Source organism: Sphingomonas carotinifaciens (assembly GCF_009789535.1).
GTDB classification, from domain to species: Bacteria; Pseudomonadota; Alphaproteobacteria; order Sphingomonadales; family Sphingomonadaceae; genus Sphingomonas; species Sphingomonas carotinifaciens.
Genome location: NZ_WSUT01000005.1, coordinates 3,237,974 through 3,253,540, shown reverse-complemented (window position 1 = coordinate 3,253,540; position 15,567 = coordinate 3,237,974). Strand labels below are relative to the sequence as shown.

The following is a 15,567-nucleotide window of genomic DNA, read 5'->3' as shown; positions in this document are numbered from 1 at the left end:
CGAGGCGCCTAACTGACCGTCCTTCCACTGTACCATGGTTTCGGCGCCGCTCTGCGCGTGCGTCGCGATCGTGCGTGGTGGAGCCAACGCGTCGAGATGGGGTGTGCGCTGCCATGCCATGCCCCGTGGAGCTAGGAGAATATATTCCATGGCACGTATCGCGGGTGTCAATATCCCGACCAACAAGCGCGTGGTGATCGCGCTGACCTACATCCACGGCATCGGTCCGGCCAAGGCCAAGGAAATCACGGCCAAGCTGAACATCGCGGCCGACCGCCGCGTCCAGGACCTGTCGGACCAGGAAGTCCTGCAGATCCGTGAGACGATCGACGCCGACCACACTGTCGAGGGTGATCTTCGTCGCGAAACCGCGATGAATATCAAGCGCCTGATGGACCTGGCTTGCTATCGTGGCCTGCGCCACCGCAAGGGCCTGCCGGTCCGCGGCCAGCGCACGCACACCAACGCGCGCACCCGCAAGGGCAAGGCTAAGCCGATCGCGGGCAAGAAGAAGTAAGAACAGTCCCGGGGACTGTTTTCATTCTTCTCCGCCGGAGGCCGGTACGAGGCGGATAGCCTCCCGGCCGCCGTACCACGAGACAAGGTCAGGATTTCATCAATGGCACAAGCACCGCAGCGTCTTCGCCGTCGCGAGCGCAAGAACATCACCGCCGGCGTCGCGCACGTGAACGCCAGCTTCAACAACACCATGATCACGATCACCGACGCGCAGGGCAATGCCATCGCATGGTCGTCGGCCGGCATGATGGGCTTCAAGGGTTCGCGCAAGTCGACCCCGTACGCTGCCCAGGTCGCCGCCGAGGATGCCGGCAAGAAGGCTGCCGAGCACGGTGTCCGCACCCTCGAAGTCGAGGTCAAGGGTCCGGGTTCGGGCCGCGAGTCGGCGCTGCGCGCGCTGCAGGCGGTCGGTTTCCAGATCACCTCGATCCGCGACGTGACCTCGATCCCGCACAACGGCGTCCGTCCGTCCAAGCGCCGTCGCGTCTGATGGCCCACATGGCCGGCTGACGAGCCGGCCGTGCTTTTTCTTGGCTGGAACCGTCCCCGTTCCGGCCCCCAACGCAGGGGAACCCCGTGTCTGTCAATGCAAAGAACTGGCAGGAACTGAAGAAGCCCAACGCGCTCGAAAAGAAGGGCGGCGATGGCAAGCGCAAGGCGACGTTCGTCGCCGAACCGCTGGAGCGTGGCTTCGGCCTGACGCTCGGCAATGCGCTGCGTCGCGTGCTCCTGTCGTCGCTCCAGGGCGCGGCGGTCACCTCCATCAAGATCGAGAACGTGCTGCACGAGTTCTCGAGCCTCGCGGGTGTCCGTGAGGACGTGACCGACATCGTGCTGAACGTGAAGCAGATCGCAATCCGCATGCAGGGCGAAGGCCCGAAGCGGCTCCAGCTTTCCGCCACCGGTCCGGCCGAGGTGAAGGCAGGCGACATCGCGGTGTCGGGCGACATCGAGGTCATGAACAAGGACCTGGTGATTTGCCATCTCGACGAAGGCGCCACGCTCAACATGGAGCTGACCGCCGACATCGGGAAGGGCTATGTTCCGGCAAGCGCCAATCGCCCCGCGGATGCGCCGATCGGCCTGATTCCGGTCGATGCGCTGTACTCGCCGGTGCGCCAGGTGTCGTACAAGGTCGACCCGACCCGCGTCGGGCAGGACCTGGACTATGACAAGCTGACGCTGACGATCGAGACCGATGGCACGGTGACCCCGGAAGACGCGGTGGCCTATGCCGGCCGCATCCTTCAGGACCAGCTTGCGCTGTTCGTCCACTTCGACGACTCCTCGGTCACGCGTGCTGCGCCCGTCGGCCAGGCCGCCGTGCCGGTCGCAGGGGCCGAGCCGCAGAGCGACACGCAGCAGATCAACCGTTACCTCCTCAAGAAGGTGGACGAGTTGGAGCTGTCGGTTCGTTCGGCGAACTGCCTGAAGAACGACAACATCATCTATATCGGCGATCTGGTCGGCAAGACCGAAGCCGAGATGCTGCGCACCCCGAACTTCGGCCGCAAGTCCCTGAACGAGATCAAGGAAGTGCTGTCGTCCATGGGCCTGCGCCTTGGCATGGAAATCCCCGGCTGGCCGCCCGAGAATATCGAGGAAATGGCCAAGAAGCTGGAACAGGAGATCATGGGCTGACGCGCACCGGTGCAGCGTTGCTGCACCGGAGACGCGGTAGGCCCGGCCGGCGGGTTGGCGACAAGCCGACCCGCCGTTCGACGTTGCGGCACGGCTTTTTCGTGGCGTGACTCGACCGGTCGGATCGGTTTCCCCTCAGCATCGACGATGGTGAGGATCAAGACAGGCAGAGGGTGGCCGCCTGAAGTGCCACCGGGTCTGGGGTTTTCCGTAAGACGGCCCCTTAACGAACAAAGGAATTGAACATGCGTCATCGCGTAGGCGGCCGTAAGCTGCAGCGTACCTCGGCCCATCGTACGGCCCTGTTCCGCAACATGTCGGCCGCGCTAATCAAGCACGAGCAGATCACCACCACGCTCGCCAAGGCAAAGGAGCTTCGCCCCTATGTCGAGAAGCTGGTGACGCTGGGCAAGAAGGGCGGCCTGTCCAACCGTCGTCTGGCGCATGCCCGCCTGCTGGACGACGCGCAGCTGGTTAAGCTGTTCGACGTGCTGGCGACCCGCTACGCCGATCGCGCCGGCGGTTATACCCGCATCATCAAGGCCGGTATCCGGGCGTCGGACGCGGCACCGATGGCGATCATCGAGTTCGTCGATCGTGACGTGTCCGCCAAGGGCCAGGACTCGGGCCCGGTGCAGACCGAAGAGGATTTCGACGAGGCCGCCTGAGCCCTCGCGCAATCACCGAGACGAGACGAACGGCCGCTCCCCATATCGGGGGGCGGCCGTTTCGCTTTGTTGAAGGGGAATGGGACGCCGCGGTAGCTTTTGCGGAAAAGCATCGCTATCGGACCGCCATGGAGCATCCCGACAGCATCCTCATCGTCGATTTCGGCAGCCAGGTTACCCAGCTCATCGCCCGCCGTGTGCGCGAAGCCGGAGTCTATTCCGAGATCGTTCCCTTTCAATCCGCCGCCGAAGGCTTTGCGCGCATCCGGCCCGCCGGCATCATCTTGTCCGGCGGCCCTGCCTCGGTGCCCGACGAGAACAGCCCGCGCATCCCGCAGGAAATCCTCGACAGCGGCCTGCCGATGCTGGGCATCTGCTACGGCCAGCAGGCGCTGACCGAGCAATTGGGCGGCAAGGTCGAGAAGGGCGACAGCGGCGAGTTCGGCGAAGCCTATGTGACGATCGACGAGCCTTGTGCGCTGTTCGACGGCCTGTGGGACCTGGGCGATCGTCATCAGGTATGGATGAGCCATGGCGACAAGGTGACGGCGCTGGCGCCCGGCTTCCGTGTCGTCGCCACCAGCCCGGGCGCGCCGTTTGCGATCATCGCCGACGATGCGCGGCGCATCTACGCGATGCAGTTCCATCCGGAAGTCGTGCATACGCCGGATGGCGGCAAGCTGATCGCCAATTTCGCGCGGCATGTGGTCGGCCTGTCGGGCGACTGGACGATGGCCGAATTCCGCGAGGCCAAGATCGCGGACATTCGCAAGCAGGTCGGCACGGGGCGGGTGATCTGCGGCCTGTCCGGCGGTGTCGACTCGGCGGTGGCGGCGGTGCTGATCCACGAGGCGATCGGCGACCAGCTGACCTGTGTGTTCGTCGACCATGGATTGATGCGCTCGGGCGAGGCGGAAGAGGTCGTCGGCCTGTTCCGCGGTCATTACAATATCCCGCTCGTCCATGTGGATGCCGAGGAGCTGTTCATGACCGGCTTGGCCGGGGTGACCGATCCGGAAGCCAAGCGGAAGTTCATCGGCAAGACCTTCATCGACGTGTTCGAGGCCGAGGCCAAGAAGATCGGTGGCGCCGAGTTCCTGGCGCAGGGTACGCTGTATCCGGACGTGATCGAGAGCGTCAGCTTCACCGGCGGCCCGTCGGTGACGATCAAGAGCCACCACAATGTCGGCGGTCTGCCGGATCGCATGAACATGAAGCTGGTCGAGCCGCTGCGCGAGTTGTTCAAGGACGAGGTGCGCGTGCTGGGCCGTGAACTCGGCCTGCCCGAAGCATTTGTCGGGCGGCATCCGTTTCCCGGCCCCGGACTGGCGATCCGCATCCCCGGCGAGGTCAGCAAGGAACGCTGCGACATCCTGCGCAAGGCGGATGCGATCTATCTGGAGGAAATCCGCCGCGCCGGCCTGTACGATGCGATCTGGCAGGCGTTCGCGGTACTGCTGCCGGTACGAACGGTGGGCGTGATGGGCGACAGCCGAACCTACGACCATGTGCTGGCGCTGCGTGCGGTGACATCGGTCGACGGCATGACCGCGCAGGCGTTCGACTTTCCCGGCGACTTCTTGCCGCGGATCGCGACGCGCATCATCAACGAGGTGCGCGGCATCAACCGGGTGACCTACGACTATACGTCCAAGCCACCGGGGACGATCGAGTGGGAATGATCCTCTGAGATGCGGCGGCCCTGGTGCCGCCGTTTTTCATTTGGGAAAGGTGGCGCGCCCGGAGGGATTCGAACCCCCGACCGAGGAGGTAGAAGCTCCTTGCTCTATCCAACTGAGCTACGGACGCGCGGACGTGGCAGCGTTTAGCGCGGTTTGATGCCGGATGGAATGGCGATAAAGTCCTTGTCCATGGACATGGACGTTTCACCGGCCGTGAAGGTCACGGCGCGCGACCTGCGGGGGCGCGATTTCCGCTGGTTCGACTATGTGATGGCGGCGTTCGTCACCATCCTGTTGCTGTCGAACGTGATCGGGGCAGGCAAGGTCGCGACCATCACCCTGCCGCTGCTGGGGCCGTGGCCGTTCGGTGCGGGTATCCTGTTCTTTCCGCTCAGTTACATCATCGGCGACGTGCTGACCGAGGTGTACGGCTATGCACGGACGCGGCGGGTGATCTGGGCGGGGACCGGGGCGGTGCTGTTCATGGCGCTGATGAGCTGGATCGTCGTGGCGCTGCCGCCGGCGCCGAGCTGGACCAACCAGGCCGCGTACGAGACGGTGTTCGGGCAGGTGCCCCGGATCGTGCTGGCCAGCGTCTGTGCGTTCTGGGCGGGCGAGTTCGTCAACGCCTATGTGATGGCGCGCATGAAGCTGTGGTCGGGCGGGCGGCATCTGTGGATGCGGACGATCGGATCGACCGTGGTCGGACAGGGCGTCGACAGCCTGATCTTCTATCCGCTCGCCTTCTGGGGTGCGCAAGGGTGGACGACCGGACTGGTGGTGACGGTGCTGTACACGCAATGGGCGCTGAAGGTCGGGTGGGAGGTGCTGCTGACCCCGCTCACCTATCTGGTAGTCGGCGGGCTGAAGCGCGCTGAGGGCGTCGACGTATTCGACGCGGGCACCGACTTCACGCCGTTTCGTGCCCGCGTCTGAGCGGTCTGCTTATCGCACCCGCTCGGCGACGAGCGTGTTGACCACCGCTGGATCGGCGAGGGTCGAGGTGTCGCCAAGATTGCCGACGTCGTTCTCCGCGATCTTGCGCAGGATGCGGCGCATGATCTTGCCGGAGCGCGTCTTGGGCAGGCCGGGCGCGAATTGCAGCGCATCCGGGCTGGCGATGGGGCCGATTTCCTGCCGGACCCATTGCCGCAATTCGGTGCGCAGCTCTTCCGAAGGCTCCTCGCCGGCGTTGAGCGTCACATACGCGTAGATGCCCTGGCCCTTCACCTCGTGCGGCATGCCGACGACGGCGGCTTCCGCGACCTTGGCATGGGCGACGAGCGCCGATTCCACCTCGGCGGTGCCCATGCGGTGGCCGGAGACGTTGATGACATCGTCCACCCGGCCGGTGATCCAGTAATACCCGTCCGCGTCGCGGCGGCAGCCATCGCCGGTGAAATATTTGCCCGGATAGGTGGAGAAATAGGTCTGGAAGAAGCGATCATGATCGCCCCAGACGGTGCGCATCTGACCGGGCCAGCTGTCGGCGATCACCAGATTGCCCTCGGTGGCACCCTCCAGCACCTTGCCCTCGGTATCGACGAGTTGCGGTTGCACGCCGGGCAGCGGCTTGGTGGCGGAACCGGGCTTGAGATCGGTGGCATAGGGCAGGGGGGCGATGAGCATGCCGCCCGTCTCCGTCTGCCACCAGGTATCGACGACCGGGCAGCGGCCATCGCCGACGACGCGGTGATACCAGTCCCATGCCTCGGGGTTGATCGGCTCCCCCACCGTGCCGAGGAGGCGCAGTGACCGGCGGCTGTATTTCGTCACCCAGTCCTTGCCTTCGCGCATCAGCGCGCGGATCGCAGTGGGGGCGGTGTAGAGGATGTTGACGCCGAGACGATCGATCGTCTCCCACAAGCGGGCATGATCGGGATAGTTCGGCACGCCGTCGAACATCACCGTGGTCGCGCCGTTGGCGAGCGGGCCGTAGACGACATAGCTGTGCCCGGTGACCCAGCCGATATCGGCGGTACACCAATAGACTTCGCCATCGCGGTAGTCGAACACGTCGCGGAAGGTCTTGGTCACCCAGACGAGATAGCCGCCGGTGGTGTGCAGCACGCCCTTGGGCTTGCCGGTGGAGCCGGAGGTGTAGAGGATGAACAGCGGGTCTTCGGCGTTCATCGGTTCGGGCGCGCAGTCGTCCGACACCCCCTGAAGCGCGTCGTGCAGCCAGATATCACGCCCCTCGGTGAAGGCCACGTCGCCACCGGTGCGGCGGATGACGAGGACGTGTTCGACAGACGGGCACTGGGCCAACGCCTTGTCGACATTGGCCTTGAGCGGGATGCGCTTGCCGCCGCGACAGCCTTCGTCAGCGGTGATGACGATGCGCGAATCGCAATCCTGGATGCGGTTCGCCAGGCTGTCGGGCGAGAAGCCGCCAAAGACGATCGAGTGGATCGCGCCGATCCGCGTGCAGGCGAGCATCGCCGCGGCGGCCTCTGCGATCATCGGCAGGTAGAGGGTGATGCGATCGCCCTTCTTCGCGCCGAGATCCTTCAAGACATTGGCGAAGCGGCAGACGTCGCGGTGCAGTTCGCGATAGGTGATCGAGCGGGTTTCGCCGGGCTCGTCGCCCTCCCAGACGATCGCGACCTGATCGCCGCGGGTGGCAAGATGGCGGTCGACGCAGTTGACCGAGACGTTCAATTCACCATCGGCGAACCAGCGGATGCGGAAATCCGCCTCGTTGAATGAGGTGTCCTGCACCTGCCGGAACGGGGTGATCCAGTCGATCGCCTGCGCCTGATCGCGCCAATAGGCGTCGCTGTCCTCGACCGACGCGCGGTATTGCCGTTCATAGTCTGCCCGGTCGATGCTGCCCTCGACGCCGGTGGGTGCGGCATGGATGGTTTCGGTCATGGCCTCTCCTTGTTGAACTATCCCTCGGGCGAGGTGGCTCTCTGGTCAAGCGCGTCGCGGTGGGACCATCGCAGCACTTCCTCTATCGACCGTGCCGGCCGACGCTGTCATCCTTACGCACCGAGGATCGCCCCGTTCCAACAGGGCCGCCCGGAGACAGGAAGAGGATGCACATGGCGACCATCTATGGCGCGGAACGAAGGGGCACGACGCAGAACGAGAAGCTGGTGATCGGCGCATCGTCGCTGGGCACGGTATTCGAATGGTATGATTTCTACCTGTACGGCTTGCTGGCGACGCACATTTCGAAGCAGTTCTTTTCGGGCGTGAACGAGACGACCGGGTTCATCCTGGCACTGGGGGCGTTCGCCGCGGGCTTTGCGGTGCGGCCGTTCGGGGCGCTGGTGTTCGGGCGGATCGGCGACCTGGTAGGGCGCAAGAACACGTTCCTGGTGACGATGGGGATCATGGGGCTGTCCACCTTCGCGGTGGGGCTGTTGCCATCCTATGGCACGATCGGAATCGCGGCGCCGATCATCCTGGTCGGATTGCGGCTGTTGCAGGGGCTGGCACTGGGCGGCGAATATGGCGGGGCGGCGACCTATGTCGCCGAGCATGCGCCCGACGGCAAGCGGGGGCTGTATACCAGCTTCATCCAGACCACGGCCACGCTGGGGCTGTTCGCGGCGCTGCTGGTGGTGATCGGGTTCCGCAACATGCTGGGCGAGGAGACGTTCGGCAGCTTCGGCTGGCGGTTGCCGTTCCTGGTTTCGATCATCCTGCTCGGCGTATCCATGTGGATCCGGTTGCAACTGTCGGAAAGCCCGGTGTTCCTGAAGATGAAGGAAGAGGGCACGACATCGAAGGCGCCGCTGACCGAGGCGTTCGGGCGGTGGGGCAATCTGAAGGTCGTGCTGATCGCGCTGTTCGGGGCGGCGATGGGGCAGGCGGTGGTGTGGTACACCGGGCAGTTCTACGCGCTGTTCTTCCTGGAAAAGATGCTGAAGGTGGATGGCGCCACGGCGAACGTGCTGATGGCGGTGGCGCTTGCCCTGGGCACGCCCTTCTTCGTGATCTTTGGCTGGTTGTCGGACCTGATCGGGCGAAAGCCGATCATCATGGCCGGCTGCGCGCTCGCGGCGGTGACCTATTTCCCGCTGTTCGGCGCATTGACCGGGGCCGCCAACCCGGCGCTGGCGCGGGCACAGGCGGCGGCGCCGGTCAGCGTGGTGGCGCATGGCGGCGACTGTTCGTTCCAATTCGATCCCGTCGGGCGCAACACCTTCGATGCGCGGAGTTGCGACATCGCCAAGTCGTATCTGGCCAAGAACGGCATCAGCTATGCCAATGTCGAGGCGGCCGAAGGGGCGGTGGCGGAGGTGCGGATCGGCGCGCGGCGGCTGGTGGCGCCCGATCCCTCCGTCGTGACCGGCGAGGCACGCAAAGGGGCGGTGGCCGCGTATCAGGCCGCGTTGAAGGGGGCGCTGGCCGAGGCGGGGTATCCGGCCAAGGCGGAGGGCATGAACACGGTCGCGGTGGTGGCGATCCTGTGGTTCATGGTGCTGCTGGTGACCATGGTCTATGGGCCGATCGCGGCGTTGCTGGTCGAGCTGTTCCCGACGCGTATCCGGTACACCTCGATGTCGTTGCCCTATCATATCGGCAACGGGTGGTTCGGCGGGTTCCTGCCGACGACGGCGTTCGCGATGGTCGCGGCGACCGGGGATATCTATTACGGGCTCTGGTATCCAGTGGTGCTGGCGAGCGTGACGCTGGTGCTGGGGGTGCTGTTTTTGCCGGAGACGTTTCGACGGGATATTGGGCAGTGACAGTCGCTTAGGGGGCGTTTGGGGCTGCCCCTCACCCTCCCATCGCTGTGCGATGGGCCCCTCCAGCATCAGGTCGTTCATGCCCCCGGCATGAACTAAACAGCGCGGGGGCGCTGTTTACCTGATGCTCCCCGGGGGAGAGGGGTTCTCAACTACGCGCTGACCGTTTCCAGGACGGCTTCGAACAGGCGGCGGCCGTCGGTGCCGCCATGGGCGGCCTCGATGCGGCGTTCGGGGTGGGGCATCATGCCGAGCACGTTGCCGCGGGCGTTGAGCAGGCCGGCGATGTTGCGCGCCGAGCCGTTGACGGGCTCTGCGTAGCGGAACGCGACCTGGCCTTCGCCCTCCAGCCGGTCGAGCGTGTCGGCGTCGGCGAAATAGTTGCCGTCATGATGCGCGACGGGGACGGTGAGCGTCTCGCCCGCAGCGTAGAGGCGGGTAAAGGCGCTGTCGGCGTTCGCCACCTCCAGCTTCACGTCGCGGCAGACGAAGTTGAGCGCGCCGTTGCGCATCAGCGCGCCGGGCAGCAGCCCCGCCTCGGTCAGTACCTGAAAGCCGTTGCAGACGCCAAAAACCTTCAGGCCCTTGTCCGCCTGTTCGACCACCGAACGCATGATCGGCGAGCGGGCGGCGATCGCGCCGGAGCGCAGATAGTCGCCATAGGAGAAGCCGCCGGGCACCGCGACGAAGTCCAGCCCGTCCGGCAGGTCGCTGTCGCCGTGCCACACCATGGCGGGCTTCACGCCGGTCACCTGTTCCAGCGCCACCGCCACGTCGCGGTCGCAGTTCGAGCCGGGGAATACGATGACCGCGGTCTTCATCAGGCGCGCTCCACCCGGTAATTCTCGATCACCGTGTTGGCGAGCAGCTTGCGGCACATCTCGTCCACCTGCGCGTCGCTGGTGTCGTCGGCGACCTGCATCTCGATCAGCTTGCCGGCGCGCACATCCTCGACCCCGCCGAAGCCGAGCCCTTCGAGCGCGTGGTGGATCGCCTTGCCCTGCGGGTCGAGCACGCCGGGCTTCAGGGTCACGAAAATACGCAGCTTCATCACTTACCCCGGCTCTTGCGGTGTTCTTCCAGATCGAGGACCGAATTGTCGCCGCCATCGGGCAGCAGGCCAAGCCGGCGCGCAACCTCTTGATAAGCCTCGACTTCGCCGCCAAGGTCGCGGCGGAAACGGTCCTTGTCGAGCTTTTCGCCCGAGGTCATGTCCCACAGGCGGCAGCCATCGGGGCTGATCTCGTCGGCCAGGATGATGCGACCGAAGTCATTGTCCCAGATGCGGCCGAATTCCAGCTTGAAGTCGACCAGGCGGATGCCGACGCCGGCAAACAGGCCGCACAGGAAATCGTTCACCCGGATCGCCAGATCGGCGATGTCGTGCATCTCCTCCTGGCTGGCCCAGCCAAAGGCGGCGATATGCTCGTCCGAGATCATCGGATCGCCGAGCGCATCGTCCTTGTAGTAATATTCGATGATCGTGCGGGGCAGCTTCGTGCCCTCCTCGATCCCCAGCCGCTTGGACAGCGAGCCGGCGGCGACGTTGCGCACCACGACCTCGATCGGCACGATCTCCACCTGGCGGATCAACTGCTCGCGCATGTTGAGGCGGCGGATGAAGTGGGTGGGCACGCCGATATGATCGAGCAGCGTGAAGACATGCTCGGAAATACGGTTGTTGAGCACGCCCTTGCCGTTGATCGTCCCCTTCTTCTGCGCGTTGAAGGCGGTGGCGTCGTCCTTGAAATACTGGATCAGCGTGCCGGGCTCGGGGCCCTCGTACAGGATCTTGGCCTTGCCCTCGTAGATCTGGCGGCGGCGAGCCATGTGGCGGTCCCCTGAAAATGAGCGACCCCGGCGCGCGTGGGTGCGAGGCCGGGGCGGAATGCGCGCGCCTATAAAGGAAGGGTGGCGAGCGCGCAATCGGGTGAGGGCGGATGGATCGCGCGCACCGATTCGCGGCCGCCCCGTGTGGGTCTGCGGGACCGGAATGCCGGAAGTGGACACTACGTCCCCCCATCCGTGTCCACTTACCCTTTTTGCAATCGTCGTTCGTGCTGGGATGACGGGGCGGGGCGGCGGGACGCGCATGGCTTTTCCATAGCAGGACGGTGCTGTGTAGGACAGCGCCGGGCCTAGCGATCACGGGCACGACGCCCCAGATCAGTCGCCGTGATGACGCAAGGCGAGCGATGGACGGCGCGGGTGCGGGCGGCGGTGCCGACGATATTGGTCGTGGGGCTGCTTGGTGCGGCGCTGGTTCACGGATTGGGCGTGCGGATCACCGCTCCCGCGGCGGACGAGGGGCTGGCGGTGTTTAGCGTGGCGCCGCCACCGCCGCCGCCGCCCCGCGTGGTGCCCGAGCGGATACCCTCGCAACGGGCAGCCGGTCGGGCCTCGCCGCGCAACCTGCGCTCCGAGGCGACCGAGCTGGTGGCGCCGGTGCCGATCGTGCCGCTGCCGGTGGTGGTGCCGGTCGTGACCGCGCCGGTGGCGCGCACCGGCAACGATCCGACCGCAGGGGCGTCCGACCGGCCGGGACCGGGAACCGGCGCAGGCGGCCAGGGCGATGGCAGCGGCGCGGGCGGCGACGGCGACGGTGATGGCGACGGGTTCGAGACGCCGCCGCGGCGGATCGCGGGACGCATCCGCGACTCGGATTATCCGGAAGCGGCGGCGGATGCCGGTGCCGGGGGTACCGTGTCGGTGCGCTATTATGTGGAAACCAATGGCCGTGCGACGCACTGCGCGGTCACCCGGTCGAGCGGCAACGCGGCGTTGGACGCGGTGACCTGCCGCCTGATCGAGAAGCGCTTCCGCTATGATCCGTCACGCGATGTCGATGGGCGGCCGGTACGCTCGATCATCGTGGTCGATCATGACTGGCAATTCGAGCGGGAGCCGGCTCAACCGTCCGACGGGCGGTGACGGGCAGACTTGGTCGTCCGGTCGGTATTGACTATATCCATGCCATGAGCAGTGGACGCATCAATTCGCCTGGGTCCCTCCGCATGGCCGCCAAGGTGGTGGCTGCTTTTGGCGGAAGTTGGCAAGCGGTGGAAAATGCCTCCGAATTGCGCGAAGACGGCGTGCGGGTGATCCGCCGTAGCGCGATCGAGAAGGCGCAACGCGAGTCGGCCAAGCGTGCATGCTGATGCCCGGCCGCTGATCGGAGATCGGCGGCAATGGGACTGACCTTGGTCGCCATCCTGACGGCGGCAATGTTGTTGCCGGGCATTTTGGCGGTCAGGATCTTCTATCGTGCGGGGCAGACCAACGAGGTCGAGCCTACGGTGCCCAGCCTGGGCAGCACACAAGGCATTGCACTGGTCGGCATGTTCAGCGTGGTCGTGCACTTTCTATATGCATTTCTGCTGCGCGAAGGGCCAGGCTGGTTGCGGGCGACGGGGGTGCAGCTGATCGACCTGCCGGCGCCCAATCCGTATGACATTCTGCGGATGCGGGAAGCCGGGCAGGCGACACCCGATCATGTGTTTGCATTGTTCTTTGGGCTTGCGTGTCTGTGCCTGTTGGCGATGGCCGTGGGGTGGGTGAGCGGCCTGCTGGTCGTGCGTGGCGGTGACCCTGCGATCTTTCATGGGCCGTTGGGCGGATTGTTGACCACCAAGCGCGACGATGACGGGTTCGTCACCGCTTATGTCTTGAGCAAGCTGGAGAAGGACGGACGTGCCGTGGGATACCAGGGAACCGTGGCCAGCCTGTTGCGCGATGACGATCGCTTTCCCGCCAAGGTGTTGTTGCGACAAGTGTCGGTCTTCTATCTGGAATTTGCAGACGACCGACCGGTCCGACGCGAAATGGCGGAGACGATCGACTGGATCGCCCTTTCTGCGGCGGATTGGCACAACATAGCCTTCCGGGTCTTCAAGGTGGTGGACGACATGCAGGAACAGCCCGCATCCACCGGTGGGCCGACCGCACCCTTGCCACGATGGCTTCGTGTACCTGTTATGTTCCTGGCGATTGCGTCCGGCGCGCGTTTGCTGCTAGGCTCGCGGCCGAACCATGGCGACTGACCTTTCCGACAATCCCCCGATCGGCATCCTCGATGCCCCCTTCGACAGTGCGCTGTCCGAGCGTTACCTTGTCTATGCGCTGTCCACGATCACCGCGCGCTCTCTGCCGGACGTGCGCGATGGGCTGAAGCCGGTGCATCGGCGGCTGCTCTGGGCGATGCGGCTGCTGAAGCTGGACCCGGCCTCGGGGTACAAGAAGTGCGCGCGCGTCGTGGGCGACGTGATCGGCAAATATCACCCGCATGGCGACCAGTCGGTCTATGACGCGATGGTGCGCCTGGCGCAGGATTTCGCGCTGCGCTACCCGCTGGTCGACGGGCAGGGCAATTTCGGCAATATCGATGGCGATAACGCCGCGGCGTACCGCTATACCGAGGCGCGGCTGACCAGTGTCGCCACCGACCTGATGGACGGGCTGGACGAGGACGCGGTCGCCTATCGCCCGACCTATAATGGCGAGGAGCAGGAGCCCGAGCTGTTTCCCGGGCTGTTCCCCAACCTCCTGGCCAACGGGGCGAGCGGGATCGCGGTGGGGATGGCGACGAGCATCCCGCCGCACAATGCCGCCGAACTGCTCGATGCCGCGATCCTGTTGATCGACGATCCCGCCGCCGACGACGACGCGGTGCTGGCGCTGGTGAAGGGCCCGGATTTCCCGACCGGCGGGCTGGTGGTCGATCCGCCGGCGGTGCTGCGCGAAAGCTATACCACCGGGCGCGGCGGTTTTCGGGTGCGGGCGCGCTGGGAGATCGAGCGCGAGAAGGGCGGCGGCTGGCAGATCGTGGTCAGCGAGATCCCGTATGGCGTGGCCAAGGGCAAGCTGATCGAACAGATTGCCGGGCTGATCAACGACAAGAAGCTGCCGATCCTGGCCGACATTCGCGACGAATCGGACGAAGCGGTGCGCATCGTGCTGGAGCCGCGGGCGCGCACCGTCGATCCGCAGGTGCTGATGGACGGGCTGTTCCGTTTTTCCGATCTGGAAACGCGCATCAGCCTCAACCTGAACGTGCTGGACAAGGACCGCACCCCGCGCGTCATGTCGCTGCGCGAGGCGCTGGCGGCGTGGGTGGAGCATCAATTCGTGGTGCTGCGGCGGCGGTCCGAGCATCGCCTGGGCAAGATCGCCGACCGGATCGAGCTGCTCGACGGTTATCTGATCGCCTATCTGAACCTGGACCGGGTGATCGAGATCATCCGCACCGAGGACGAGCCCAAGGCGGTGATGATCGCCGAGTTCAGCCTGACCGACCGGCAGGCCGAGGCGATCCTGAACATGCGGCTGCGCTCCCTGCGCCGGCTGGAGGAGTTCGAGATCCGCGGCGAGCGCGATGCGCTGGACAAGGAGCGCGACTCGCTGACCACGCTGCTGGGCTCGGAAGCGCGGCAGCGGACGCGGATGAAGCGCGACCTGGGCAAGGTGCGCGACCGCTATGGCCCGGAAACCGTGCTGGGCAGGCGGCGGACCGGCATCGAGGAAGCGGCACCGACGCGCGACATCCCGCTGGAGGCGATGATCGAGCGCGAGCCGATCACCGTGATCCTGTCGCAGCGCGGATGGGTGCGGGCGATGAAGGGGCATGTCGATCTCGCCTCGGCCGACACCGCCAAGTTCAAGGAAGGTGACGGCCCCGCCTTCGCCTTTCACGCGCAGACCACCGACAAGCTGTTGCTGGCAGCGGAGAACGGGCGTTTCTTCACGCTGCCCGCCGACAAGCTGCCGGGGGGGCGCGGTTTCGGTGAGCCGGTGCGGGCGATGATCGATCTGGACGGATCGGTCGGGATCGTCGGCTTCCTGCCCGCCGCACGCGCGGCCCGGCTGCTGGTGGCGGCGTCGGACGGGCGCGGCTTCGTGGTGCAGACCGGCGACGTGATCGCGGAAACGCGCAAGGGCAAGACGGTGGTGACGACCCGCGCCGGCGCCGTGCTCAAGGTGGTGCGGCCGGTGAAGCCCGAGGACGATTATGTCGCGGCGATCGGTGACAACCGCAAGATGCTGGTGTTCCCGTTGACGGAGTTTGCCGAGCTGTCGCGGGGTACCGGGGTGCAGTTGCAGCGCTATCGCGACGGTGGCCTGTCTGATGCGACGACCTTCGTGTTCAAGGACGGGCTGAGCTGGCCGATGGGCGGCGATACCGGGCGCGTGCGGGTGGAGCATGACCTGTCGGCGTGGCGCACCGCGCGCGGGGCGGCGGGGCGGATGCCGCCGACCGGCTTCCCCAGGGATAATCGCTTCACCTGACTATCATGACTGCGGGTCGTTGGTGCCTGTGAAACGGATGGTCCCGGTGAAAACGGCCTGATGCTTTTAGGT

General features: G+C 65.7%; 15 protein-coding genes and 1 tRNA gene. 11 read left to right on the top strand and 5 right to left on the bottom strand.

Features of this window, described 5'->3' with window-relative positions; genetic code table 11:
• The first annotated feature begins 148 nt into the window (after positions 1 to 148).
• From rpsM to guaA, 5 genes are all read left to right on the top strand, one after another.
• Positions 149 to 517, top strand: a complete 369-nt coding sequence (rpsM, locus tag GQR91_RS17190; protein WP_112381133.1) for a 30S ribosomal protein S13 — start codon at positions 149 to 151, stop codon at positions 515 to 517.
• A gap of 102 nt (positions 518 to 619) precedes the next feature.
• Positions 620 to 1,009, top strand: a complete 390-nt coding sequence (gene rpsK, locus GQR91_RS17185) for a 30S ribosomal protein S11 (RefSeq protein WP_112381132.1) — start codon at positions 620 to 622, stop codon at positions 1,007 to 1,009.
• 86 nt (positions 1,010 to 1,095) lie between these two features.
• Positions 1,096 to 2,160: a DNA-directed RNA polymerase subunit alpha gene (locus tag GQR91_RS17180; RefSeq protein ID WP_149680918.1), complete on the top strand. Its 1,065-nt coding sequence runs from the start codon at positions 1,096 to 1,098 to the stop codon at positions 2,158 to 2,160.
• A 245-nt stretch (positions 2,161 to 2,405) separates the two neighbouring features.
• Positions 2,406 to 2,828, top strand: a complete 423-nt coding sequence (gene rplQ / locus GQR91_RS17175) for a 50S ribosomal protein L17 (protein WP_112381733.1) — start codon at positions 2,406 to 2,408, stop codon at positions 2,826 to 2,828.
• A gap of 128 nt (positions 2,829 to 2,956) precedes the next feature.
• Positions 2,957 to 4,510 carry a glutamine-hydrolyzing GMP synthase gene (guaA, locus tag GQR91_RS17170; RefSeq protein WP_149680917.1) on the top strand — a complete coding sequence of 518 codons (1,554 nt, stop codon included), beginning with the start codon at positions 2,957 to 2,959 and terminating at the stop codon, positions 4,508 to 4,510.
• Positions 4,511 to 4,560: 50 nt separating this feature from the next.
• Here guaA and GQR91_RS17165 read toward each other — a convergent pair.
• Positions 4,561 to 4,637, bottom strand: a tRNA-Arg gene (locus GQR91_RS17165).
• A 68-nt stretch (positions 4,638 to 4,705) separates the two neighbouring features.
• On the opposite strand from GQR91_RS17165, the gene GQR91_RS17160 reads away from it, so the two are divergent.
• Entirely contained in the window at positions 4,706 to 5,446 is a 741-nt protein-coding gene (locus GQR91_RS17160) for a queuosine precursor transporter (RefSeq protein ID WP_149681448.1), read from the top strand.
• 9 nt (positions 5,447 to 5,455) lie between these two features.
• Here the strand turns inward: GQR91_RS17160 and acs are convergent, their stop codons facing one another.
• On the bottom strand, positions 5,456 to 7,384 hold the full coding sequence (gene acs, locus GQR91_RS17155) for an acetate--CoA ligase (RefSeq protein WP_149680916.1): 1,929 nt from the start codon (positions 7,382 to 7,384) through the stop codon (positions 5,456 to 5,458).
• Between the two features lie 173 nt (positions 7,385 to 7,557).
• Here acs and GQR91_RS17150 point away from each other — a divergent pair, with 173 nt between their 5' ends.
• The gene (locus GQR91_RS17150; protein ID WP_149680915.1) at positions 7,558 to 9,213 is read left to right on the top strand and encodes an MFS transporter; all 1,656 of its coding nucleotides are present in this window, start codon (positions 7,558 to 7,560) and stop codon (positions 9,211 to 9,213) included.
• Between the two features lie 152 nt (positions 9,214 to 9,365).
• Here the strand turns inward: GQR91_RS17150 and purQ are convergent, their stop codons facing one another.
• The 3 genes from purQ to purC are packed head-to-tail and all read right to left on the bottom strand — an operon-like array spanning position 9,366 to position 11,043.
• Entirely contained in the window at positions 9,366 to 10,034 is a 669-nt protein-coding gene (gene purQ, locus GQR91_RS17145) for a phosphoribosylformylglycinamidine synthase subunit PurQ (protein ID WP_112381126.1), read from the bottom strand.
• Positions 10,034 to 10,264: a phosphoribosylformylglycinamidine synthase subunit PurS gene (purS, locus tag GQR91_RS17140; RefSeq protein ID WP_112381125.1), complete on the bottom strand. Its 231-nt coding sequence runs from the start codon at positions 10,262 to 10,264 to the stop codon at positions 10,034 to 10,036. Before purS ends, purQ begins: the two co-directional genes overlap by 1 nt.
• Entirely contained in the window at positions 10,264 to 11,043 is a 780-nt protein-coding gene (purC, locus tag GQR91_RS17135) for a phosphoribosylaminoimidazolesuccinocarboxamide synthase (RefSeq protein WP_112381124.1), read from the bottom strand. Before purC ends, purS begins: the two co-directional genes overlap by 1 nt.
• Before the next feature lie 348 nt (positions 11,044 to 11,391).
• Between purC and GQR91_RS17130 the strand changes: the two genes are divergently transcribed.
• The 4 genes from GQR91_RS17130 (at position 11,392) to parC (ending at position 15,495) form a co-directional block, all read left to right on the top strand.
• Positions 11,392 to 12,144 carry an energy transducer TonB gene (locus GQR91_RS17130; protein ID WP_149681447.1) on the top strand — a complete coding sequence of 251 codons (753 nt, stop codon included), beginning with the start codon at positions 11,392 to 11,394 and terminating at the stop codon, positions 12,142 to 12,144.
• Positions 12,145 to 12,227: 83 nt separating this feature from the next.
• Positions 12,228 to 12,371, top strand: a complete 144-nt coding sequence (locus tag GQR91_RS17125) for a hypothetical protein (protein WP_160146721.1) — start codon at positions 12,228 to 12,230, stop codon at positions 12,369 to 12,371.
• 30 nt (positions 12,372 to 12,401) lie between these two features.
• Positions 12,402 to 13,253 carry a hypothetical protein gene (locus GQR91_RS17120; protein WP_149680914.1) on the top strand — a complete coding sequence of 284 codons (852 nt, stop codon included), beginning with the start codon at positions 12,402 to 12,404 and terminating at the stop codon, positions 13,251 to 13,253.
• Entirely contained in the window at positions 13,243 to 15,495 is a 2,253-nt protein-coding gene (gene parC, locus GQR91_RS17115) for a DNA topoisomerase IV subunit A (RefSeq protein WP_112381119.1), read from the top strand. The genes GQR91_RS17120 and parC overlap by 11 nt, the downstream gene beginning before the upstream one ends.
• Positions 15,496 to 15,567: the final 72 nt, after the last annotated feature.

Bases quoted from the DNA above. Each gene is read 5' to 3' on its own strand.
- GQR91_RS17120 (WP_149680914.1), top strand. From the start codon at position 12,402: ATGGGACTGACCTTGGTCGCCATCCTGACGGCGGCAATGTTGTTGCCG.
- GQR91_RS17130 (WP_149681447.1), top strand. From the start codon at position 11,392: ATGACGCAAGGCGAGCGATGGACGGCGCGGGTGCGGGCGGCGGTGCCG.
- rplQ (WP_112381733.1), top strand. From the start codon at position 2,406: ATGCGTCATCGCGTAGGCGGCCGTAAGCTGCAGCGTACCTCGGCCCAT.
- purC (WP_112381124.1), bottom strand. From the start codon at position 11,043: ATGGCTCGCCGCCGCCAGATCTACGAGGGCAAGGCCAAGATCCTGTAC.
- GQR91_RS17125 (WP_160146721.1), top strand. From the start codon at position 12,228: ATGGCCGCCAAGGTGGTGGCTGCTTTTGGCGGAAGTTGGCAAGCGGTG.
- purS (WP_112381125.1), bottom strand. From the start codon at position 10,264: ATGAAGCTGCGTATTTTCGTGACCCTGAAGCCCGGCGTGCTCGACCCG.
- rpsM (WP_112381133.1), top strand. From the start codon at position 149: ATGGCACGTATCGCGGGTGTCAATATCCCGACCAACAAGCGCGTGGTG.
- purQ (WP_112381126.1), bottom strand. From the start codon at position 10,034: ATGAAGACCGCGGTCATCGTATTCCCCGGCTCGAACTGCGACCGCGAC.
- rpsK (WP_112381132.1), top strand. From the start codon at position 620: ATGGCACAAGCACCGCAGCGTCTTCGCCGTCGCGAGCGCAAGAACATC.
- GQR91_RS17160 (WP_149681448.1), top strand. From the start codon at position 4,706: ATGGACGTTTCACCGGCCGTGAAGGTCACGGCGCGCGACCTGCGGGGG.
- acs (WP_149680916.1), bottom strand. From the start codon at position 7,384: ATGACCGAAACCATCCATGCCGCACCCACCGGCGTCGAGGGCAGCATC.
- guaA (WP_149680917.1), top strand. From the start codon at position 2,957: ATGGAGCATCCCGACAGCATCCTCATCGTCGATTTCGGCAGCCAGGTT.
- parC (WP_112381119.1), top strand. From the start codon at position 13,243: ATGGCGACTGACCTTTCCGACAATCCCCCGATCGGCATCCTCGATGCC.
- GQR91_RS17150 (WP_149680915.1), top strand. From the start codon at position 7,558: ATGGCGACCATCTATGGCGCGGAACGAAGGGGCACGACGCAGAACGAG.